This is a genomic window from Pseudomonas sp. R151218B TE3479, assembly GCF_053629195.1.
This window is the reverse complement of record NZ_JBRJHV010000001.1, coordinates 1,340,464-1,361,966: the sequence shown is the minus strand read 5'-3', so window position 1 is coordinate 1,361,966 and position 21,503 is coordinate 1,340,464. Positions and strand designations below refer to the sequence as shown.

At 61.9% G+C, this 21,503-nt stretch carries 18 protein-coding genes; 11 read left to right on the top strand and 7 right to left on the bottom strand.

From position 1 onward, the window contains the following. Positions 1-244: 244 nt before the first annotated feature. From AB7M32_RS06100 to AB7M32_RS06085, 4 genes are all read right to left on the bottom strand, one after another. A complete protein-coding gene (locus AB7M32_RS06100; protein WP_454249380.1) occupies positions 245-1,531 on the bottom strand; it encodes an OprD family porin in 1,287 nt (428 codons plus the stop codon). Positions 1,532-2,061: 530 nt separating this feature from the next. Continuing rightward, entirely contained in the window at positions 2,062-2,262 is a 201-nt protein-coding gene (locus AB7M32_RS06095; protein WP_057449186.1) for a hypothetical protein, read from the bottom strand. Positions 2,263-2,506: 244 nt separating this feature from the next. Then, a complete protein-coding gene (gene aguA / locus AB7M32_RS06090) occupies positions 2,507-3,613 on the bottom strand; it encodes an agmatine deiminase (RefSeq protein ID WP_454249379.1) in 1,107 nt (368 codons plus the stop codon). Between the two features lie 254 nt (positions 3,614-3,867). Then, complete coding sequence (locus AB7M32_RS06085; RefSeq protein WP_454249378.1) at positions 3,868-6,780, bottom strand: aminotransferase; 2,913 nt, start codon at positions 6,778-6,780, stop codon at positions 3,868-3,870. 208 nt (positions 6,781-6,988) lie between these two features. Here AB7M32_RS06085 and rfbB point away from each other — a divergent pair, with 208 nt between their 5' ends. The 7 genes from rfbB to AB7M32_RS06050 all read left to right on the top strand — a co-directional run bounded on the left by rfbB (position 6,989) and on the right by AB7M32_RS06050 (position 14,124). Next, a complete protein-coding gene (rfbB, locus tag AB7M32_RS06080; RefSeq protein ID WP_454249377.1) occupies positions 6,989-8,071 on the top strand; it encodes a dTDP-glucose 4,6-dehydratase in 1,083 nt (360 codons plus the stop codon). Further along, positions 8,068-8,943, top strand: a complete 876-nt coding sequence (gene rfbA / locus AB7M32_RS06075) for a glucose-1-phosphate thymidylyltransferase RfbA (protein ID WP_454249376.1) — start codon at positions 8,068-8,070, stop codon at positions 8,941-8,943. The genes rfbB and rfbA overlap by 4 nt, the downstream gene beginning before the upstream one ends. Then, positions 8,940-9,485, top strand: a complete 546-nt coding sequence (gene rfbC / locus AB7M32_RS06070; RefSeq protein WP_072409159.1) for a dTDP-4-dehydrorhamnose 3,5-epimerase — start codon at positions 8,940-8,942, stop codon at positions 9,483-9,485. The genes rfbA and rfbC overlap by 4 nt, the downstream gene beginning before the upstream one ends. After that, positions 9,482-10,366, top strand: a complete 885-nt coding sequence (rfbD, locus tag AB7M32_RS06065; protein WP_454249375.1) for a dTDP-4-dehydrorhamnose reductase — start codon at positions 9,482-9,484, stop codon at positions 10,364-10,366. Before rfbC ends, rfbD begins: the two co-directional genes overlap by 4 nt. A gap of 68 nt (positions 10,367-10,434) precedes the next feature. Beyond that, the gene (locus AB7M32_RS06060) at positions 10,435-12,243 is read left to right on the top strand and encodes a sensor histidine kinase (RefSeq protein WP_072409322.1); all 1,809 of its coding nucleotides are present in this window, start codon (positions 10,435-10,437) and stop codon (positions 12,241-12,243) included. Then, positions 12,240-13,631 (top strand): sigma-54-dependent transcriptional regulator, encoded by a 1,392-nt coding sequence (locus tag AB7M32_RS06055; RefSeq protein WP_454249374.1) that lies wholly within the window; start codon positions 12,240-12,242, stop codon positions 13,629-13,631. Before AB7M32_RS06060 ends, AB7M32_RS06055 begins: the two co-directional genes overlap by 4 nt. A gap of 37 nt (positions 13,632-13,668) precedes the next feature. Further along, the gene (locus tag AB7M32_RS06050; RefSeq protein ID WP_454249373.1) at positions 13,669-14,124 is read left to right on the top strand and encodes a YiiD C-terminal domain-containing protein; all 456 of its coding nucleotides are present in this window, start codon (positions 13,669-13,671) and stop codon (positions 14,122-14,124) included. Between the two features lie 125 nt (positions 14,125-14,249). Here AB7M32_RS06050 and cysQ read toward each other — a convergent pair whose 3' ends face one another. Both cysQ and nudE read right to left on the bottom strand, forming a co-directional pair. Then, positions 14,250-15,077, bottom strand: a complete 828-nt coding sequence (gene cysQ, locus AB7M32_RS06045; protein ID WP_454249372.1) for a 3'(2'),5'-bisphosphate nucleotidase CysQ — start codon at positions 15,075-15,077, stop codon at positions 14,250-14,252. Next, positions 15,074-15,640 (bottom strand): ADP compounds hydrolase NudE, encoded by a 567-nt coding sequence (nudE, locus tag AB7M32_RS06040; protein WP_060739656.1) that lies wholly within the window; start codon positions 15,638-15,640, stop codon positions 15,074-15,076. The genes cysQ and nudE overlap by 4 nt, the downstream gene beginning before the upstream one ends. Positions 15,641-15,728: 88 nt before the next feature. On the opposite strand from nudE, the gene yrfG reads away from it, so the two are divergent. After that, complete coding sequence (gene yrfG / locus AB7M32_RS06035) at positions 15,729-16,391, top strand: GMP/IMP nucleotidase (RefSeq protein ID WP_454249371.1); 663 nt, start codon at positions 15,729-15,731, stop codon at positions 16,389-16,391. Positions 16,392-16,502: 111 nt separating this feature from the next. Here yrfG and lysM read toward each other — a convergent pair whose 3' ends face one another. Continuing rightward, the gene (lysM, locus tag AB7M32_RS06030) at positions 16,503-16,943 is read right to left on the bottom strand and encodes a peptidoglycan-binding protein LysM (protein WP_454249370.1); all 441 of its coding nucleotides are present in this window, start codon (positions 16,941-16,943) and stop codon (positions 16,503-16,505) included. A 133-nt stretch (positions 16,944-17,076) separates the two neighbouring features. Between lysM and AB7M32_RS06025 the strand changes: the two genes are divergently transcribed. The 3 genes from AB7M32_RS06025 (at position 17,077) to AB7M32_RS06015 (ending at position 21,242) form a co-directional block, all read left to right on the top strand. After that, positions 17,077-17,964 (top strand): LysR family transcriptional regulator, encoded by an 888-nt coding sequence (locus tag AB7M32_RS06025; RefSeq protein WP_072409173.1) that lies wholly within the window; start codon positions 17,077-17,079, stop codon positions 17,962-17,964. A gap of 93 nt (positions 17,965-18,057) precedes the next feature. Beyond that, positions 18,058-18,897, top strand: coding sequence for a formate dehydrogenase accessory sulfurtransferase FdhD (gene fdhD, locus AB7M32_RS06020; protein WP_454249369.1), 840 nt, complete (start codon positions 18,058-18,060; stop codon positions 18,895-18,897). After that, complete coding sequence (locus tag AB7M32_RS06015; RefSeq protein WP_454249368.1) at positions 18,894-21,242, top strand: FdhF/YdeP family oxidoreductase; 2,349 nt, start codon at positions 18,894-18,896, stop codon at positions 21,240-21,242. Before fdhD ends, AB7M32_RS06015 begins: the two co-directional genes overlap by 4 nt. Positions 21,243-21,503 lie beyond the last annotated feature (261 nt).

Here is a 21,503-nt window from a genome sequence, read left to right as displayed (position 1 = left end):
GATTTACGTCCATGAGAAAGTATTTGAGGCATTTCAAGCGACGCTTGAAACGGAGGGCAAAGTTGCACTAGTACGACTTTTTCTCGGGAAAACAGGCTGTTTCAGTGGCTTTTCTTGCGCTAAAAGCCAAAAGAACCCGAGTTTGGCGTCGCAACGCTATTCACTTCAGGCAGGTATGAATCAGTTGTGACGAGGGAGCTTGCTCCCTCGCCACGGTTTTATACGCTCGTAACCCGTTCAGGCATCAGAAGACGCTGATCGGGTAATCCACGAACACCCGCAGCTCATTGCCGCTGACGTTGTACTCGCTGGACTTCTGTGACACCCGCAACACGGAGCTGCGCAACCTGACGCTCAAGTCCTTGGCCGGGCCGTTCTGGACCACGTACTTGAACTGGTTGAAGATCTCGCGCTCGGTACCGCCTTCGCTGGTGGACGTGGTGATGTTATCGCCACGCACATAAGCGACGTTGTAGGTCAGGCCCGGAACGCCGAAGGTGGTGAAGTCCAGGCCGTAGCCCAACTGCCAGCTGCGCTCATCCTCAGCGTTGAAGTCGGACCAGTAGGAGTTGGCCAGGTAGATCGTGTTGCCGCCGTCACCCACACGATTCTGCCCGCGCTGATAGCCGCCGTAGGCGTAGCCCAGGTTGCTGTCGCCGGTGCTGCGCTGGTGGGCGAGGGTGAAGCTGTGCGGGCCGGTGGCGAAGGTGGCGGCCAGGCTCCAGATCTTGTTGTCGTCGCCGGTGACGTTGTTTTCGCGAACGTAGCTGTTGTCCAGCTTGGTGCGATAACCGTTGAAGTCCAAGGTCAGGGACTGATCCTTGGCCAGCGGGAACACGTAGTTGGCGTTCACGTATTGCTTCTTCAATACGTCCTCGACATCCGAGGCGTAGAGCGAAGCCTTGAACTGCTCGGTGAACTGGTAGCTGCCGCCCAATACGTCGATCGACTTCAGGCCACCGCTGTCACGGCCTTCGGCGCTCTTGCGCGATTCGGCGGTGAAACGGCCGGCATTCAGTTCCAGGCCCTTGATCTCCTTGGAAGTGATGAGCGTGCCGGTGTAGCTTTCCGGCAGCAGGCGCGAGTTGTCATAGCTCAGCACCGGCAGGGCCGGCATCTGGTCACCATAGGCCAGTACGGTATTGGAAACGCGGAACTTGACCGCGGCACCGAACTTGGACAAGTCATCGGCCGCGTTGCCGCTGTCACCTTGCTTGAAGAAATCGATGCCTTGCGCACCGCTACGACCCTTGCCGCCGTCCAGACGCAACGCATACAGGCCGAAGGCATCTACACCCACGCCCACCGTGCCTTGGGTGAAACCGGACGAGAACGTACCGATGGCCGCCTGGCCCCATTCGGCCTTGTCCTCGTTGCCGTCTTTGTAGTCGCGGTTGATATAAGCGTTGCGCAACAGCACTTTCAAGCTGCTGTCTTCAACGAACCCCTTTGACTCCGCCTGGTCGTTGGCCATGGCGTGTGTCGTGCTCAAGATCCCCAGTGCGATCAAACTAATGCGCTTGTTCAACATGATTATTTTCCTTGTACGGGTTGATACGCACGCGGCGAGCAGCCGAAATGGCGCTTTTTGCGCTCTTTTTCGGACTCTTGCTCCTGAAAATAATGAAAAGGCCCGCCCACGAGCGAGCGTGTCGGGCCTTTTTATTATTTAAGAGTCATGGCTGTCAGCCACAGGCGTAAGGCGAATCCTAGTCGCGCCCTCAACAGCGTGTCAATTTCGTGAATCGTCTGTAATTAGGCGAAAAACATCTAAGAATCGATCAGAACGAACAGCCATCCAAACCGCAAGTCGCTGATGGCGCAAAGGCCTGCCCCGGCAGGGTTTGCTTCAGCCATGGGGCGATGGCCACGGACGTCCAGGCCCCCCTGTGGGAGCGAGCTTGCTCGCGATGGCAGTGTGTCAGTCAACAGCCGTGTTACTGACCCACCGCTATCGCGAGCAAGCTCGCTCCCACAGCGATTTTGTGTGAACTCGAAAACCTGCGGGCACAAAAAAAGCGCTGCCATCCCGGCCAGCGCTTTTTATCAATCCGTCGAATTCTATCCTTGCATCACATCCCACAACGCTTCCAGCTCAGCCTCGCTGAACAGGCCAGCGGGGTAACGCTCAACGATCATCCGGCGCGGATCAGGCTCTCTGATCTGACGCGTTCCGTTGGACTTCAACCACTGCGCCAAGGCTTGAAGCGACTCACCATTAACGGCCAAGGGATGGCATGTGCGCTCGCTTGTCATATTCATTCCAGCGCCCTCTCCTGGTTGATGAGCGGCTAATTTATCCAAGGTTTATGACAAAACAACTCAGCTCCATTCCCCGGAACTGCCGCTGATCCGATACAAGAGCTATGCCAATGTATCCGTGCCCACCCATGAACAGACACAAAAAAACCCACGGCCCAATCGGGCCGCGGGCTTGCCGGGATGGATCCAAAATCGCCAGCTCAGGGCCGGCGCAGGCGCTATCGGCGGGCTGTTACATCGCCACTCATTTTACGTATGGCGCGGGTTGCTGTTGGGTAAGGCAATGAATATTCCCGCCGCCCAGTAACAGTTCGCGCCCGGGCACCATGACCACTTCGTGCTGCGGGAACAGGTTCTGCAGGATGTCCCTGGCCGGTGCATCCAGCGGGTCGTCAAAGCTGGGCGCGATGATGCCGCCGTTGACGATCAGGAAGTTCACATAGGAACCGGCCAGTCGCACGGTTGGGTTGCGCTCCTGGGAACCTTCCACCGCATCCACGCCCGCGCATTCCTCTTCGGTGGCATACATCGGCCCCGGAATCGGCATTTTGTGCACTGTGAACGAGCGCCCCTTGGCGTCAGTGCTGTTTTGCAGCACATCCATCGCCGCATGGCAGCGGGTGTAGTTCGGGTTTTGCGGGTCGTCGGTCCAGGCAAGCAGGACTTCGCCCGGACGCACGTAGCAGCAGAAGTTATCCACATGGCCGTCGGTTTCGTCATTGAACAGACCGTCCGGAAGCCAGATGACCTTGTCCACCGCCAATTGCGCGCTGAGCACCGCCTCGATCTGCTCACGACTCATGTGTGGGTTGCGATTGCGGTTGAGCAGGCACTCCTCGGTGGTAATCACAGTCCCTTCGCCATCCACATGGATCGACCCGCCCTCGAGCACAAAACCTTCGGTGCGATAACGCGGGCTGCGTTCGATCTCGAGGATCTTGCTGGCCACTTGCGAATCACGGTTCCAGGGCGCGTACAGGCCGCCGTCAAAACCGCCCCAGGCGTTGAAATCCCAATCGACACCGCGCACTTCCCCGCTGTCATTGATCACGAACGTAGGGCCGGTGTCGCGGACCCAGGCGTCGTCGCTGGACATTTCCACCAGGCGGATATTCGGCACGTCGAGGCGCGCCCGGGCATTTTCGTATTGGGCCGCGGACACCGCCACGGTCACTGGTTCAAAACGGGCGATGGCCTTGGCGAGCGCCACGTGGGCGGCCTGCGCGGGCTTGCCGCCCAGGCGCCAGTTGTCCGGACGCTCGGGCCAGATCATCCAGACCTGGGTCTGGGTCGCCCATTCGGCAGGCATGTGGAAACCATCCGCGCGCGGAGTGCTGTGCAACGTTGTCATGGGGTCATCTCCTGGGCGATGGGCTGTAGCAACTTTATAAACGATAAATATCGACTAATAAAGCCACAAAAACTAAACACCATCAAAAAATAGCGGAAAACATCGACAAAAATCGATTTATACAGCAACGCTAAACCCTGTGGGAGCGAGCTCGCTCGCGATAGCGGTCGTTCAGCCACATTACTACTGGCTTGGACACCGTCATCGCGAGCAAGCCCGCTCCCACAGGGAAACAGCTTGGTGTTCCAGATCGATTACAGCCCCTCGTCCAATACCTTCGCCAGCATATCGACAAAGAAATCCACACTCTGACGCGTGGTCACCATCGGCGGCTTGATCTTGAGGATGTTCAGGTAATCGCCCGTCGGTTGCATGAAGATCCCCAACTCCCGCAGGCGATTGCACAGCGCCATGGTTTCTTCAGTGGCCGGTTCCAGGGTCTCGCGATCACGGATCAGTTCCACACCGAGGTAGAACCCGGAACCATGCACCGCACCGACCAATGGATACTGGTCGATCAAGGCTTCCAGGCGAGCCTTGAAATGCCCGCCAACCACCCGGGCGTTCTCCCAGAGATTGTCTTCTTCCATGACATCCAGCACCGCCATGCCGATCTGGCAACTGACCGGGCTGCCACCGGCCGACGAGAAGAAGTACCCCTCGGCTTCCAGCGCCTCGGCGATTTCCCGGCGGGTGATGACCGCACCCAGCGGCTGGCCGTTGCCCATGCCCTTGGCCATGGTGATGATGTCCGGCACCACGCCTTGCTCTTCGAAGCCCCAGAAAAACTCGCCCATGCGCCCGTAACCGACCTGCACCTCGTCGGCGATGCAAACCCCACCGCGCTCGCGCACCATCGCGTAGACCTGCTTCAGGTAACCGGGCGGCAGTGCGATCCCACCGGCGTTGCCGTACACCGGTTCGCAGATGAAGCCGGCGAGCTGACGCTTGCTCTCGACAATTTTCGCCAGGTTGTGCTCGACGCTGCGCACGTAGTCCGGCGCACTGTCGGGACCGCGGAACTCGCCGCGATAGGTGTTCGGGGCGGTCACCGGGTGCACCCAGTCCGGGCGGCTGCTCAGGGCCTGGGGGTTATCGGCGATGGACGTCGACACCGCATCGGCGGCCACCGACCAACCGTGATAGGCCTCCAGCACACTGAGCATGTCCCGTCCGCCGCTGTAGGCCCAGGCCAGACGGATCGCCAGGTCATTGGCCTCAGTGCCGCTGTTGACCAGGAACACCCGGTCCATGTTGGACGGCGACAGCGCCAGCAGGCGTTCGGAAAACTCGGCGATCGCCGCATAGTGGAAACGCGAGTTGGTATTGAGCAGCGACCATTGCCGGGCGGCCACCGCCGCCATGCGTGGATGGCCGTGGCCCAGCACGGCGACGTTGTTGAGCATGTCCAGATACGAGCGACCCTGCATGTCGATCAGGTGGTTGCGCCAGCCACGCTCGATGCGCGGCGGATCGACGTAATAGTGTTTCTGCGAACGGGCGAAGCTCGCATCGCGGCGGGCCAGCAGTGCCTCGGGATCAACCTCCGGCTCGGCATCGCAGGCCAGCCCCAGCAGCACCGCTGGCGAAGGGCAAAGCGCCTGCCAGGCCAGAGCCCTGGAAGGGGTGCAGAACAACGGCGGATTCACTTGGGCGCCCCGGCACAACTGGACCTGCAACGGCCCCGTCACTTCACCCAGCACCTGCCCCTTGACCAGCGCCGCCCCGGAATGCAGCGGCGACGTCACGCCCCACAAGCGCACGCTCAGCTGCGCGCTGTCCAATTGCAACATGCCATCAGCGGCCTTGTGCACAACCCCGGCGAACGGCGATTCGAGCGGCGTGCCCTGGGGCACACTCAACGCCACGTGCAATGGATAAGTATCGGGTTCGACGGCGCTGTCCGGCCGGGTGCGAGACAAACGGTATTGCCCATAGCGGCTGGCGGCCAGGCCGTGAAGCCCGGCGGCTTCGTCCAGCAGACGCTGGTCGATCCCCGGCTGCTCCCAATTGCCGGCCTCGAAATGCGGGCTCAACACACCCAGGTCGATCAGGGCGAATTCACGCCCTACCAGAGTCGGCAACAGCGGCGCAAAGCCCTCGCTGGCAATGGCCGGCAGGCTGTGGCCGACGGCGGTGAGAATCGCCGCTTCCATCAGTTCGAAGGGCACCGAGTGAGCCACTCGGAAAATCTCCCACTCATGAGCCAGGTTGTCGCGGCTGTATTGGTTGTCCGGGTCGATGGAAACCTGCTGTTCACCGCTGAGCACCAGCACCGCGGCGCGCGCCACGATCAGTGGCCACAGCGCCAACAGCTCCTGGCGCTGCAAGGGGTTGACCGCGTGGTAGGCCTTGATCGCCGGCAAGATGAAGAACGGATCGCCATCGGCGTGATGCAGCAGGGCCGCGCACGTCACCGACAAGTCCGTGATGCGCCAGGTACGGACCAGGTCGCCGAAATCGATGACGCCCTGCAATTGCCACTGGCGCTGGGCATCGCGCTGCCAGACCACGTTGTCATCGGTGATGTCCATGTGAATCGCCTGCACCGGCAGGCTGGCCTTGAGCGGCTGCAAGCGCCGCTCGGCCTGTTGCGCGACCTCGGCGACCAGATGGCGCCGCTGTTCATCCGCGATGACAGGCAACAGGTACTCGACCAGGGCCGGGGCATGGCGCGCGTCCCATTGCAGGGTGCGCTCCAGGCCCGGGTGGTCGAATGTCGCCAGGGCCAGGTCCATTTCCGCGCACAGGCGGCCCAGGCCCGTTACAAGCTCGGGGGGCAGGTGCTTGAGTTGCGTAAGGGACTGGCCGTCGATGTACTCCAGCAGGCGCATGTGAATCGCTTGGCCGTCGACGTCCAACGTCAACAGGTCCAGCCCGTTGCTGGCGCAAATCACCTGCGGGACTTTCACCGTGTCGTGTCCGGCCAACTGCTTGAGGGCTGCGTGTTGGGCCTGTATTTCGGGGACAGCGTAGTCGCCGTGGCAAATTTTCAACACAAAGCGCCCGCGTTCGCTGTCGACGCGGTAGTTGAGGTCCTGGTTGCTGCCAAGGGGTCGCAGGTCGCCGCTGAGTCCGTAATTCAAGCGCAACAGCACCAGCGCTTGCTCGGCGCTGATCTGTGGGCTTGGCAAACTGGCACGGTGAACCAACGTAGCGAATGGCATACAAGGACCCCTGAGGTGGTTTTGTTCGGATGCCTATCTCGCCACTGAGTCTGAGGATAAGCAACCCCTCTGTTCAAAAATATGCACAGCCCTCCTGAGACGCCGTGTGGGGAGGGTGTGTCCAGGGGATATTCGCTTGCGCCGCTCCCGCCATGCCGACAAGCTATGCTCCTATGCTTTGTCGTCCCACGGAAAAAGGCTTAACCGGATGCGCATTCTCATCACTGGCGGTGCTGGCTTCATCGGCTCGGCGCTCATACGGCACTTGATTCTCGATACCGAGCACCAGGTCCTGAACCTCGACAAGCTGACGTACGCTGGCAACCTCGAATCCCTGAGCAGCATCGATCACGACAGCCGCTACGAATTCGTCCAGGCCGACATTGTCGATCAAGCGACCGTCAGTGCGGTGCTTGCGCGATTCAAGCCTGAGGCCGTCATGCACCTGGCGGCCGAGTCCCATGTAGACCGCTCCATCGATGGCCCGGCAGACTTCATCCAGACCAACATCGTGGGCACCTACAGCCTGCTGGAAGCCACCCGCGCTTATTGGCAGGCCCTGGCCGAGCCGCAGAAACGCGCGTTTCGCTTCCATCACATCTCCACCGACGAAGTGTATGGCGACTTGCACGGCGTGGATGACCTGTTCACCGAAACCACCGCCTACGCCCCAAGCTCACCATACTCGGCGAGCAAGGCGGCGTCCGACCACCTGGTCCGCGCCTGGCAGCGCACCTACGGCTTGCCTGTGCTGTTGACCAACTGCTCGAACAACTACGGGCCGTTTCACTTCCCCGAGAAGTTGATTCCCCTGGTGATTCTCAACGCGCTGGCCGGTAAACCGCTGCCGGTCTACGGCAATGGCCAGCAAGTGCGCGACTGGCTGTTCGTCGAAGACCATGCCCGGGCGTTGCTCAAAGTCGTCACCCAGGGCGCGGTCGGCGAGACGTACAACATTGGCGGGCACAACGAGCAGAAAAACATCAACGTGGTGCGCAGCATCTGCGCGCTGCTCGAAGAGCTGGCGCCACGCAAACCCGAAGGCGTCGAGCACTATGCCGACCTGATCAGCTTCGTCCAGGATCGCCCCGGCCACGACCTGCGCTACGCCATCGACGCCAGCAAGATCGAACGGGAGCTGGGTTGGACACCTCGGGAAACCTTCGAGACCGGGTTGCGCAAGACCGTGCAGTGGTACCTCGAAAACCTGGTGTGGTGCCAACGTGTCCAGGACGGCAGCTATCAAGGCGAGCGCCTGGGCTCGCTCGACAACAAGGATGCAGTTGCATGATGAAAGGCATTGTCCTGGCCGGCGGCTCCGGCACCCGCCTGCACCCGATTACCCTCGGGGTTTCCAAGCAGCTCTTGCCGATTTATGACAAACCGATGATTTATTACCCGATCTCGGTGCTGATGCTCGCGGGCATCAAGGACATCCTGATCATTTCCACCCCCCAGGATCTGCCGCAGTACCGCAACCTATTGGGCGACGGCGAGCAGTTTGGCGTGCAATTCAGCTATGCCGAGCAGCCTTCGCCCGATGGCTTGGCCCAAGCGTTCCTGATCGGCGAACAGTTCATTGGCAGCGACTCGGTGTGCCTGATCCTGGGCGACAACATTTTCCATGGTCAGTATTTCGGCGAGCAATTGCAGACGGCCATCAACCGGCCAAGTGGCGCGACAGTGTTCGGCTACTGGGTCAAGGACCCCGAGCGATTTGGCGTGATCGACTTCGACTCGGAAGGGCGGGCGATGTCCATCGAAGAAAAACCCACCGCGCCTAAATCCAGCTACGCGGTGACCGGCCTGTACTTCTACGACAATGACGTGATCGAGATCGCCAAGAGCATCAAGCCATCCAAACGCGGCGAACTGGAAATCACCGACGTCAACAATGCCTACCTGCAACGCGGCGACCTGCACGTCGAGCGCTTCGGCCGCGGTTTCGCCTGGCTGGACACCGGCACCCACGACAGTCTGCTGGAAGCCTCGCAGTACGTGCAGACCATCGAACATCGCCAAGGCCTGAAAGTGGCGTGCCTGGAAGAAATTGCCTACCAGCAAGGTTGGGTCAGCCGCGAGCATATCCTTGAGCGCGCCCAATATTTTGGCAAGACCGGCTACGGCCAGTACCTGTTCAAGATCGCCGGAGAAACACGTTGAACGTCATCGCCACCCGTCTGCCGGACATCCTGATCATCGAACCGAAAGTCTTCGGTGACGATCGGGGGTTTTTCTATGAAAGCTTCAATGCCCGGGCGTTTGCCGAGGCGACCGGCTGCACCCTGCCGTTCGTCCAGGACAACCACTCACGCTCCACCCGGGGCGTGTTGCGGGGCCTGCACTATCAAATCGAACAGGCCCAAGGGAAACTCGTACGCGTCACTGCCGGGGAGGTGCTGGATATCGCGGTGGACATTCGCCGCAGCTCGCCGACCTTCGGCCAATGGGTCAGCGTTCGCCTGACGGCGCAGAACCATCGACAACTGTGGGTGCCACCAGGGTTTGCCCACGGCTTCGTCGTGCTGAGCGAATCGGCAGACTTCCTCTACAAGACCACCGATTACTACGCCCCCTCGGCCGAGCGCTGCATTCGCTGGGACGACCCGCAACTGGCCATCGATTGGGAGCTGGAAGGCGCGCCGATCCTCTCGGCCAAGGACCAGAACGGCAAGGCCTTGCACGAGGCAGACCTGTTCCCATGAATACCCCCCTGCGCATCCTGATCGTCGGCCGCAATGGCCAGGTTTCCCGGGCACTCCAGTCGCGCCTGAGCGGCATGGGCGAGTTGCTCGTACGCGGCAGCGACCAGCTCGACCTGGCACAGCCGGACTCCCTGCGCGCGCCCATCGAGGCCCTGAGGCCAGGCCTGATCATCAATGCCGCCGCTCACACGGCCGTCGACCAGGCCGAGAGCGAACCGGAGCGGGCGTTTGCCATCAATGCCACGGCACCGGGCATCCTTGCCCAGGCAGCGCTCGACCTGGGTATCCCATTGATTCACTACTCCACCGACTACGTCTTCGATGGCCTCAAGCCCGCCCCCTACACCGAGGACGACACGCCCAACCCGCTGAGTGTCTACGGGCGCAGCAAACTGGCCGGCGAAAATGCCATCCGCCTGGCTGGCGGCCAGCACCTGATCCTGCGCACCAGTTGGGTGTACTCCACCGAGGGCCGCAATTTCCTGCTGACCATGCAACGCCTGTTGCAGGAAAAACCGCAGCTGCGGGTGGTGGCCGATCAGATTGGCGCACCGACCTGGGCGGGCACCATTGCCGACAGCACCACCCAACTGATCGAGCGCTGGCAGGCCGCTCAACCCGGAGCGTGGGGCACCTATCACCTCACGGCACGGGGCGAGACATCCTGGTTCGGTTTCGCCCAGGCCATCGGCGAAAACCTGCTCGAACGACACAAGCCCTGTGCAGTGCTGGAGCCCATTGCGTCCAGCGCTTACCCGACGCCGGCCCCTCGACCGCTGAACTCGCGCCTGAACTGCAGCCGCCTGCTCAAGGAATGGGCAGTGAGCCAACCCGACTGGCGAGACGCGTTGCAGCAGTGTCTTGCCGGACAAGCCCGGTAAGGCCTTACAAATAGTATTTGCGAGGCAACTAGGCATAATACGCCTGTCACCACAGGCGCCCGATGCTCATGAATTCCACCCTTCCCCGCAGACCCCGTTGGCGCAGCCTGGCTTTGCTCGCGCTGTGCCTGGCGCCATTGCTGTGGCCGTTGGAGCATCTGGCCGAACGTTACTACCGCAGTGAACTGGCTGGGCAGAACCGCCAGACCCTGGACCTTTACGTCGCCAACCTGTTGGGCACGCTGCACCGCTATGAGGTGCTGCCACAGATTCTCGGCGACCTGCCGGCCTTGCGCGCCGCCTTGTCGGCCCCGGACGACGGCGTGACCCAAGGCAACGCCAACCGGCTGCTGAAAAACATCAGCGCCCAGACCGGCGCCGAAGTCATGTACCTGATGGACCCCACCGGCAAGACCCTGGCGGCGTCGAACTGGGACAAGCACGACAGTTTCGTCGGACGCAACTTCGCCTTCCGTCCGTACTTCATCGAAGCCATGGCCGGGCGCCTGGGGCGCTTCTTCGGCTTGGGCACCACGTCGGCCAAGCGCGGTTATTTCTTCGCCGCCGCCGTGCACGACCGCGAAAAAGTCATCGGCGTGCTGGTGGTCAAGGTCGACCTCGACCACACCGAAAGCCTGTGGGGCAAGACCCCGGAACAGTTGCTGGTGACCGACCACAATGGCGTGGTCATCCTCACGTCGCGCCAGGAATGGCGATTTCGCGCGACCCGGCCGCTGGGTGACGACGAGCGCAAGGCCATCAGCGCGGTACAGCCTTATCCGACCCGCGACCCCAAGCCACTGAACCTGGACGCCAACGCCTGGCTGACCCAGACCCAATCCATCGAAGAAACCGGCTGGAGCGTGAGCATCCTCGCCCCGCGCACGCTGATCGACCGTCCGGTGCGCACCGTGGTCGCCATCGGTGGCGCGGCATTGCTGGTCTTGATGCTGTTGCTCGGCTTGATGATGCAACGCCGGCGCCATTATCTGGATCGGATCGCTTTCGAAGCCAAAGCCCGTCACGAGCTGGAAGGCCGGGTGGCCGAACGGACCAGCGACCTGGAAGGCCTGAATCGGCGACTGCGCCAGGAGGTGCTGGAGCGCGAACAGGCCCAGCAGGAGTTGGTCCGTGCCCAGGACGACCTGGTGCAAGCCGGCAAGCTGTCGGCCCTGGGCACCATGTCGGCGAGCATCAGCCACGAACTCAACCAGCCGCTGGCGGCGATTCGCAGCTACGCGGAAAACGCCGAGATATTGCTCGACCACCAACGCACCGAGGATGCCCGCGGCAACCTCAAGCTGATCAGCGAACTGACCGGGCGCATGGCATCGATCATTGCCCACTTGCGCGCCTTTGCCCGCCGCGATCGCCATGCCCCGGAAAGCGTCGCCCTGCAACCGGCGCTGGACGATGCCCTGGCGCTGCTCGCCAAACGCCGGCGCAGCATGGAAGTGGAACTGATCCGCGACTTGCCGGCCGCCACGCTGTGGGTCGAAGCCGGTGAAACCCGCCTGCGCCAGGTGCTCGGCAACCTGCTGGCCAACGCCCTCGACGCGCTCACCGAGAAAGGCCCGCCACGCAAACTCTGGCTCAGTGCCCAGGCCACCGACACCGGCGTCAACCTGTACATCCGCGATAACGGCCCGGGGTTTTGCATGGAAGCCTTGGGCCGCGCCGGCGAGCCCTTCTACACCACCAAGACGCGCACCCAGGGCCTTGGCCTGGGGCTGGCGATCTGCGACACCCTGATGCGCGCCTTCGGCGGCGAACTGTCGTTCGCCAACCACAAGGAAGGCGGCGCCCTGATCACCCTGAAGCTGCGCGCCGGCGCGCCCGGGGTGAGCCTGCAACCGTCCGAGGACCGAAGTGTATGACCATCGATAACCGGATTGAGGTGGTGCTGATCGATGACGATCCCCACCTGCGTCAGGCCTTGAGCCAGACCCTCGACCTGGCCGGCCTGAAAATCCTGCCCCTGGCCGAAGCCAAGGGCGTGGCCGGGCAACTGCCCCGTGACTGGCCGGGCGTGGTGGTCAGTGATATTCGCATGCCGGGCATGGACGGCCTCGAACTGCTGGGCGAGCTCCACGCCCAGGATCCGGAACTGCCGGTGCTGCTGATCACCGGCCACGGCGACGTGCCCCTGGCGGTGCAAGCAATGCGCGCCGGGGCCTACGACTTCCTGGAAAAACCTTTCGCCAGCGATCATCTGCTCGACAGCGTACGCCGCGCCCTGGCCTTGCGCCGCCTGGTGCTGGACAACCGCAGCCTGCGCCTGGCCCTGAGCGATCGCCATGAACTCAGCGCCCGCCTGGTCGGCCAATCGACACCCATTCTGCGCCTGCGCGAGCAGATCGGCGCACTGGCCGCCACCCGCGCCGACGTGTTGATCCTCGGTGAAACCGGCGCGGGCAAGGAAGTGGTCGCCCGTGCCTTGCACGACCTCTCTAGCCGACGCAATGGCCCCTTCGTGGCGATCAACGCCGGAGCCCTGGCCGAGTCGGTGGTGGAAAGCGAGCTGTTCGGCCACGAGCCCGGGGCTTTTACCGGCGCGCAGAAACGCCGTATCGGCAAGTTCGAGTTCGCCAACGGTGGCACGCTGTTTCTGGATGAAATCGAAAGCATGAGCCTGGATGTCCAGGTCAAGCTGCTGCGCCTGCTGCAAGAGCGCATGGTGGAACGACTGGGGGGCAATCAACAGATCCCGCTGGATATCCGCGTCATCGCCGCGACCAAGGAAGACCTGCGCCAGGCCGCCGACCAGGGGCGTTTTCGCGCCGACCTGTATTACCGCCTGAACGTCGCGCCGCTGCGCATACCGCCGTTGCGCGAACGGGGCGAGGATGCGCTCATGCTGTTCCAGCACTTCGCCAACGAAGCCAGTGCTCGCCATGGCCTGCCACCCCACGAATTGCAACCGGCGCAACGGGCGTTGCTGCTGCGCCACAGCTGGCCCGGCAATGTCCGGGAACTGCAGAACGCCGCCGAACGTTTTGCCCTGGGGCTGGAACTGGCCCTGGACAACAGCGCGCCAGACGGCAGCCCCGGCGCACCGGTGGAACTGGTCAGTGGCGGCTTGAGCGAGCAAGTGGAAAATTTCGAAAAAACCCTGATCGCCGCCGAACTGGCCCGCCCCCACAGCTCGGTGCGCAGCCTGGCCGAAGCCCTGGGCATTCCCCGCAAGACCCTGCACGACAAGTTGCGCAAGCATGGCCTGACCTTCGGCGACAGCAGCCAGGGTTCGTCCGATGAGTCCGATTGAATTATCGTCATTTCCCCGTTAAGCAAGAGGCCCCGCAATGAACCGCGACAGCCGTTACCTGGAATCGATCCTGCACCACGACATCCCCTTGACCCGGGACATGGGCCTCAAGGTGCTCGATTGGCAGGCCCGGCAACTGCGTCTGTCCTTGCCGCTGGCGGCCAACGTCAACCACAAGAGCACCATGTTCGGTGGCAGCCTGTATTGCGGCGCCGTACTGGGTGGCTGGGGCTGGCTGCATCTGGCCCTGCGTGAGGAAGGCATCGAAGACGGGCATATCGTGATTCAGGAAGGGCAGATCAGCTATCCGCTGCCAGTGACCCGCGATGCGACAGTCGTTTGCGATGCGCCCGAGGAAAAACTGTGGAAACGCTTCCTGGCCACGTATCGGCGCTATGGCCGGGCGCGGCTGGCGTTGCAGACGCAAGTGTTGAACAGCGGGAGCGAGGACGTGGCAGTGCAGTTTGAGGGGCAGTACGTGTTGCACCGCTAAAGCAACGCAGCCCCCTGTGGCGAGGGAGCTTGCTCCCGCTGGGCTGCGAAGCGGTCCCAAGATTTTGCGGTTGCTGCGCAACCGAGCGGGAGCAAGCTCCCTCGCCACAGGAAAGCAGGTACGGTTCAGGAACGGGCCAGTTCCAGTAACTTGCCCCGCCACGCCGCTTTAGCCGGCAACGCCAGGAATGACGTATTCAACAGCGACTCCCGCGATGGATAGCAGAACGGCTCGCCGCTCAAGTCCAACACCTCGCCACCCGCGCCCTCCAGCACACCCTGGGCGGCGGCGGTGTCCCACTGGGAGGTCGGCGCCAGCCGGGGATAACAATCCGCCGCGCCTTCGGCCACCAGGCAAAACTTCAACGAACTGCCAATACTGGTCAGTTGCAGTTCGCCCAGGCTCTCGCTCAAGCCCTCCAGCAGGCGTTCCTGCGCCGGGCTGGTATGCCGGCGACTGGCGACCACGGTGAACGTTTCGCCCGGCGCCAATGCATCACGAACCGCGATAGGCAAAGGCACACCGCCCTTGTCGCCACGCCAGGCACCCAACCCTGCGCCGCCGACGTAAAAGCGTCCATTGGTCGGCATCGACACCACACCGAACACCACGCGGCCCTGTTCCACCAAGGCGATATTGACGGTGAACTCCTCGCTGCCGGAGATGAACTCCTTGGTGCCGTCCAACGGGTCCACCAGCCACCAGCGTTGCCAGCCGGCGCGTACGCTTTGGGCAATATCGGCGTCCTCTTCGGAGAGGATCGGAATATCCGGGGCCAGCGCCGTCAATCCAGCCACGATCACATCATGAGCCGCCATGTCAGCGGCAGTCACCGGCGACTCGTCGGCCTTATGGTTGACCTGAACGTTGGCGCGCCAGAAAGGCAGGATCGCTTCACCGGCCTGGAGCGCCAGCTCCACTACGGGAGCCATCAACGAATGAGGGAAAGTCATGACAGAAACGCTCCACGCTGGGCCAGCAGGTCACGGGCCAGGTACAGCGCCGCCAAGGCCCGGCCCTCGGTGAATTGCGGGTTCTGCGCCAGGGCCGAGAGCTCACGCAGGTTGACCTTGTCCACACCCATCGGCTCAGGCTCGTCGCCCTCCAGCCTTTCCTCATACAGATCGGTGGCCAGCACCACCTGGATCTTCTGGCTCATGTAGCCAGGGGACAGCGACAACTCGGTCAGATGTTCCAACTGTCGCGCACCGAAACCGGCTTCTTCCTTGAGCTCCCGCTCGGCCGCCGCCAGCACGTCTTCCCCTGGCTCGATCAAGCCCTTGGGCAGGGACAGTTCGTAGGCATCGGTGCCACCGCAATACTCTTCCACCAGCACCGCGTGGTCGGCGTCGAGCATCGCCACGATCATCACCGCGCCGTAGCCCGCACCGTTACTCGCCAGACGTTCATAAGTACGCTCCACACCGTTGGAAAACCGCAATTTCAGTTCTTCCACACAGAACAGGCGGCTGGTAGCGACGATCCGGCGATCGAGTATGGTGGGTTTCTGGCGCATAAACGGCTCCCTGGGCGATAGCAGGCTACTATACCCGGCCTATTCTGATTGTTTGTGTCGGATATCCGATTACCGCTGGAGAAGTTTTATGGCCTTGCTGCCCTGGCATGAGATCGATACGGTTCTGCTGGACATGGACGGCACCCTGCTGGACCTGCATTACGACAACCATTTCTGGCTCGAACACCTGCCCCAGCGCTATGCCGAACTGCATGGCGTGAGCCGGGCGATGGCCGAGATGGAACTGCAACCCCTGTTCGAGCGCAACGCTGGCCAGTTGCAGTGGTATTGCCTGGATTTCTGGAGCACTGAGCTGAAGTTGCCGGTACGCGAACTGAAGTTGGAAACCGCTCACTTGATCGCCTTGCGCCCGGACGCCGATACGTTCCTGGCGGCAATCCAGCGAGCCGGCAAACGCGTGGTGATGATCACCAATGCCCACCGCGACTCGTTGTCCCTGAAGCTGGAACGCATCGAACTGGCTCCCTACTTTGAGCGTTTGATCAGTTCCCACGACTACGGTTTCCCCAAGGAAAATCCGCAATTCTGGGACGCGCTGCAAGCCGACCTGAATTTCGACCCGGCCCGCAGCCTGTTTATCGACGACACCCTGCCGGTGCTGCGCAGCGCCCGGGACTTCGGCGTGGCACACCTGTTGGCGGTCAGCGAACCGGACAGTCGCAGGGGGCCGAAGGATACGGGGGAGTTCGAGGCGTTGGGGGATTATCGGGACTTGATTGCCGGGCTGTGAACCGTGCCATCTTCATCGCGAGCAAGCTCGCTCCCACATTGGTTTCGCGGCGAACCAGGAAACCCTGTGGGAGCGAGCTTGCTCGCGATGAAGAAAACACAGGCCTGCAAGTTACTCTGGAATACGCAACACCTGCCCTGGGTAGATCTTGTCCGGGTGCGACAGCATCGGTTTGTTGGCCTCGAAAATCTTGTTGTACTTGTTCGCGTCGCCATAAACTCGCTTGGAAATGGCGCTCAATGTGTCACCCTTCTCAACAGTGACGAACTTCGCCGGTACAGCGACCGGGCCCGTCACCGTAATCTGGTCGTCGACACTGCCGACGCCGGCAATGTTGCCCACCGCCAGCAGGATCTTTTCCTTCTCTTCCTGGCTCGCGACTTCACCGGTGACGATGACTTTGTCGCCCTCGACGGTCGCCTGAACGTTCGGATTGCCCAGGCCGACCTTTTCAATGTGCGCTTTCAGTTGTTCGCTGGCATTGGCATTGCCGGGGGTCAGCAGGTCGATCAGCTTTTCACCCGCTTCCTTCACAAAGCTAAAGATACTCATGGCACACGCTCCTTGATTTAAGTGTCCAGACGCAAAGACTAGACCAGGCGAGACGACCCCGGTTCCCAGCCGACCAATGACCCCGCCACGCGCAAGCGCTAGAATCCGGATCTTCCCGCGCCCTGGAGCGAAGATGGACATCAAGCAGCTGAAATTTCTCATCGCGCTGGACGAAACCCGTCACTTCGGCCAGGCCGCCGCACGCTGCCATATCACCCAGCCGACCCTGTCGATGCGCCTGCGCAGCCTTGAAGAAGAACTCGACCTGCCGCTGGTCAACCGCGGCCAGCGCTTTGAAGGCTTCACCGCGCCGGGAGAACGGGTGCTGGCCTGGGCGCGCACGGTGCTGGCCGCCTATGACGGGCTGCAGGCTGAAGCGGCGGCTTGTCGGGGCAACCTGGTGGGTACGCTGCGCCTGGGCGTGGTGCCGTTGTCGGACTTCGACCCGCTGGCGATGATGCAGCGCTTGCACACCGAGCACCCCAGCCTGCGTTTCGAATTGTCGTCCCTGAGCTCCGAACGCATCCTCGAACAGTTGGCGAACAACCGCATCGACCTGGGCGTTTCCTACCTCGAACGCCTGGACAACGAACGTTTCGAGGCCCTGCCCTTCAGCCCCACCCGCATGGGCCTGCTTTACGACCAGCGTTATTTCTTTTTCGGTGAACAACCGCTGACTTGGGAAGCCCTGATCGAACTGCCCCTGGGCATGCTCACCAGCGGCATGCATTTTCGTCAGTCCATCGACCACAACTTCCACAGCCGGGGCCTGACCCCTCAACCGCTGTTGCAAACCGACGCGGTGCACCAATTGTTACAAGCTGTGCACGGCGGCCTGTGTTGCGCGGTGATGCCCCTGGACAGCGGCCTGGACGTGCTAACCGAAGACTTGCGCATCCAGCCCATTGAAAGCGCTCAAACACTGGTCTCGCTGGGCCTGATCATGCGACGCGGCGCCCCTCGCTCGGCGTTGGCCGAGGCCTGTTTCGCCCTTTATCAGAAATCAGCGACGACTTCTTGATCGACGTCATCTATTGGAAGATCAGTAATAGCGATTAGACGTGGCAGATTGCCGCATTTAGTCTTAACACTATTCCTACTTTCAGTGATGCCCATGAACGACAAGTCTCCGGTCAGTCCAGCGCCAGCGATGGAAACATCCACGCCGGTCGCCAGCCAGAGCTATGGCTACTGCAATCTGGACCACTCCCAATCGGACAGCACTGCGCTGGCCGAGGAAGTGGCGCTGGCGATTGCCTATAACGGCATCAGCCAGGCAGTCATGCTGGTCACTCCCACCGACCTGGAAGACTTCATCGTCGGTTTCAGCCTCGGCAGCGGCATCATTGAAGATTCATCGGACATCTATGACCTGCAACTGAGCGGCACCGGTGCCGCGCACTATGCCCAGGTGACCATCGCCAACCGCGCCTTCTGGAACCTCAAGCAGCAACGCCGGCAGTTGGCGGGCACCAGTGGCTGCGGATTGTGCGGCGTCGAAGCGGTGGAACAGGCCTTGCCAAACCTCAAGGTGTTGCCCGGCGCACCACTGCCCGCGGCGCAATGGCTCGATGGCCTGCGTGACCGTATCAGCCAGTTCCAACCCCTGGGACAACATTGCGGGGCGGTACATGCGGCGTTGTTCATGAACGCCCAGGGTGAATTGCTGCTGGGCCGCGAAGACATTGGCCGGCACAACGCCCTCGACAAGCTGATCGGCGCGTTGATCCGGCAACAGGTCCCGTTGGCCGGTGGCGTGGCGATCGTCACCAGCCGTTGCAGCCTCGAACTGATCCAGAAAGTACTGCGCGCCGGCATCCAGACCCTGGTCAGCCTGTCGTCGCCCACGGGCCTCGCCGTGCAGTGGGCCCGCCAACACAACCTCAACCTCATCCACCTGCCGCAAAAAAGTGCGCCGCGGGTCTACAGCCCTGCGATGGAGAAACAAGCGTGAGCAATCATCAACAAGCCGACCAGAAACCCGTACCGCGCTACAAACCCTACAAGGGCCCGGCCGGTGGTTGGGGTGCGCTGATCAGTGTCGCTCAGGCCTGGTTGACCAGCGACAACGCGCTGAAAAACATCCGCATGATGCTCAAGACCAACCAGAATGGCGGTTTTGACTGCCCGGGCTGCGCCTGGGGCGACTCTCCCGAAAGCGGTATGGTCAAGTTCTGCGAGAACGGCGCCAAGGCCGTGAACTGGGAAGCCACCAAGCGCCGCGTCGACGGTGCATTTTTCGCCAAGCACAGCGTGACCTCGCTGCTGGAGCAGAGCGATTACTGGCTCGAGTATCAGGGTCGCCTGACCGAACCCATGCGCTACGACGCCGAGACCGACCGCTACAAGCCCATCAGTTGGGAAGCGGCGTTCGCCCTGGTCGGCAAGCACCTGCAAGGGCTGTCCAGCCCCAGCCAGGCCGAGTTCTATACGTCGGGCCGGGCCAGCAACGAAGCGGCCTACCTGTATCAACTGTTCGTGCGCGCCTACGGCACCAACAACTTCCCCGACTGCTCGAACATGTGCCACGAAGCTAGTGGCGTAGCCTTGGCCCAGAGCGTGGGCGTGGGCAAGGGCACGGTGACGTTCGACGACTTCGAGCATGCCGACGCGATTTTCGTCTGGGGCCAGAACCCTGGCACCAACCATCCAAGGATGCTCGAACCGCTGCGTGAAGCAGTGAAGCGCGGTGCACAGGTGGTGTGCATCAACCCGCTCAAGGAGCGTGGCCTGGAGCGTTTCCAGCATCCGCAACATCCGCTCGAAATGCTCACCAACGGTGATAAGCCAACCAATACCGCGTATTTCCGCCCGGCCCTGGGTGGCGACATGGCGATCTTGCGCGGCATGGCCAAGTTCCTGCTGCAATGGGAGCGTGAGGCGCAGAACAGCGGCGCGGCGGCGGTGTTCGACCATGCATTCCTCAATGAACACAGTACCAACGTGCTGGATTACCTGGCGGCGGTCGACGATACGCCATGGGAACAGATCGTCGAGCAATCGGGCTTGACCCTGGTCGAAATCGAGCAGGCGGCGCGCATGTACGCCAAAAGCGAGAACGTGATCATGTGCTGGGCGATGGGCATCACCCAGCACCGTCATTCGGTGGCGACCATCCAGGAAATCGCCAACGTGATGATGCTGCGCGGCAACATTGGCCGGCCAGGCGCAGGCCTGTGCCCGGTTCGCGGCCACAGCAACGTGCAGGGCGACCGGACCATGGGCATCAACGAACGTCCACCGGCGGCATTCCTCGACGCGCTGGAGCGGCGCTTCCAATTCAAGGTACCGCGGGAAAACGGCCACAACGTGGTCGAGGCGATCCACGCCATGGCCGACGGCCAGGCGAAGGTATTCATCGCCCTGGGCGGCAACTTCGCCCAAGCCACGCCGGACAGCCATCGGACCTTCCAAGCCTTGGCCAATTGCGACCTGACGGTGCAGATCAGCACCAAGCTCAACCGCAGCCACCTGGCTCACGGCAAGGACGCGCTGATCCTGCCGTGCCTGGGCCGCACCGACATCGACCTGCAAACCGAAGGCGCGCAAGCGGTGACCGTGGAAGACTCCTTCAGCATGGTGCATGCCTCATTCGGCCAGTTGCAGCCGCTGTCGAACCAGATGCGCTCCGAACCGTGGATCATCGCCGGCATTGCCGCCGCCACGCTGGGTAGCCGTCCGGTGGACTGGAATTGGCTGGTGGCCGACTACAGCCGCATCCGCGACCTGATCGCCGATACCATACCCGGCTTCAAGGACTTCAATGAAAAACTGAAGAACCCCGGCGGATTCTATCTGGGCAACAGCGCCGGTTCGCGACGCTGGAACACCCCGTCGGGCCGCGCCAACTTCAGGTCCAACCGGCTGCCGGGAGACCTTGTGCATGAACGCACCCGTGCCACCGGCCAGTTGCCCGACCTGATCATGCAGTCCATGCGCTCCCACGATCAGTACAACACCACCATCTATGGCCTCGATGACCGCTATCGCGGCGTCAAGGGCCAGCGTGACGTGTTGTTCGCCAACGAGGCGGACATCATTCGCCTGGGCTTCAAGCCAGGGCAGAAAGCCGATATCGTCTCGCTCTGGGATGACGGTCGCGAACGTCGGGTCAAGGGTTTTACCCTGCTGGCGTTCGACATTCCGGCCGGGCAGGCTGCTGCCTACTACCCTGAAGTGAACCCGTTGGTGCCGCTGGAAAGCACTGGCGACGGCAGCCACACCCCGACGTCGAAATTCGTCGCGATCCGCCTGGAAGCGGCGAGCGAAAATGGGCTGATCCTGGCCAAGTCGGCCTGACACAGTATAGAGGCGAGGGAGCCTGATCCCGCTTGGGTGCGCAGCAACCCGAAAAGGGAGTCGCAGCCCAGCGATCCCCCTCGCTACAAAGTACTTTCCAGCGCCCACAAAAAAGGCCGTTTTCCCTAGAAAACGGCCTGTCCGAAGTAGCTAAAGACCGACCAATTTGCGTTAAGTTCCGACCGTAAAACAATAACTTAGAGAATTGTGCACAAGTCGTGTTACTCGTCGGATTTCGATTGTAAGCAAGCGAAGCGAGCC

What these genes read in the sequence shown, in the direction of transcription:
- AB7M32_RS06050 (WP_454249373.1), top strand. Translation starts at nt 13,669, where the DNA reads ATGAACCGCGACAGCCGTTACCTGGAATCGATCCTGCACCACGACATC.
- cysQ (WP_454249372.1), bottom strand. Translation starts at nt 15,077, where the DNA reads ATGACTTTCCCTCATTCGTTGATGGCTCCCGTAGTGGAGCTGGCGCTC.
- AB7M32_RS06100 (WP_454249380.1), bottom strand. Translation starts at nt 1,531, where the DNA reads ATGTTGAACAAGCGCATTAGTTTGATCGCACTGGGGATCTTGAGCACG.
- yrfG (WP_454249371.1), top strand. Translation starts at nt 15,729, where the DNA reads ATGGCCTTGCTGCCCTGGCATGAGATCGATACGGTTCTGCTGGACATG.
- AB7M32_RS06060 (WP_072409322.1), top strand. Translation starts at nt 10,435, where the DNA reads ATGAATTCCACCCTTCCCCGCAGACCCCGTTGGCGCAGCCTGGCTTTG.
- AB7M32_RS06085 (WP_454249378.1), bottom strand. Translation starts at nt 6,780, where the DNA reads ATGCCATTCGCTACGTTGGTTCACCGTGCCAGTTTGCCAAGCCCACAG.
- fdhD (WP_454249369.1), top strand. Translation starts at nt 18,058, where the DNA reads ATGAACGACAAGTCTCCGGTCAGTCCAGCGCCAGCGATGGAAACATCC.
- rfbB (WP_454249377.1), top strand. Translation starts at nt 6,989, where the DNA reads ATGCGCATTCTCATCACTGGCGGTGCTGGCTTCATCGGCTCGGCGCTC.
- nudE (WP_060739656.1), bottom strand. Translation starts at nt 15,640, where the DNA reads ATGCGCCAGAAACCCACCATACTCGATCGCCGGATCGTCGCTACCAGC.
- aguA (WP_454249379.1), bottom strand. Translation starts at nt 3,613, where the DNA reads ATGACAACGTTGCACAGCACTCCGCGCGCGGATGGTTTCCACATGCCT.
- rfbA (WP_454249376.1), top strand. Translation starts at nt 8,068, where the DNA reads ATGATGAAAGGCATTGTCCTGGCCGGCGGCTCCGGCACCCGCCTGCAC.
- lysM (WP_454249370.1), bottom strand. Translation starts at nt 16,943, where the DNA reads ATGAGTATCTTTAGCTTTGTGAAGGAAGCGGGTGAAAAGCTGATCGAC.
- rfbD (WP_454249375.1), top strand. Translation starts at nt 9,482, where the DNA reads ATGAATACCCCCCTGCGCATCCTGATCGTCGGCCGCAATGGCCAGGTT.
- AB7M32_RS06025 (WP_072409173.1), top strand. Translation starts at nt 17,077, where the DNA reads ATGGACATCAAGCAGCTGAAATTTCTCATCGCGCTGGACGAAACCCGT.
- AB7M32_RS06055 (WP_454249374.1), top strand. Translation starts at nt 12,240, where the DNA reads ATGACCATCGATAACCGGATTGAGGTGGTGCTGATCGATGACGATCCC.
- AB7M32_RS06095 (WP_057449186.1), bottom strand. Translation starts at nt 2,262, where the DNA reads ATGAATATGACAAGCGAGCGCACATGCCATCCCTTGGCCGTTAATGGT.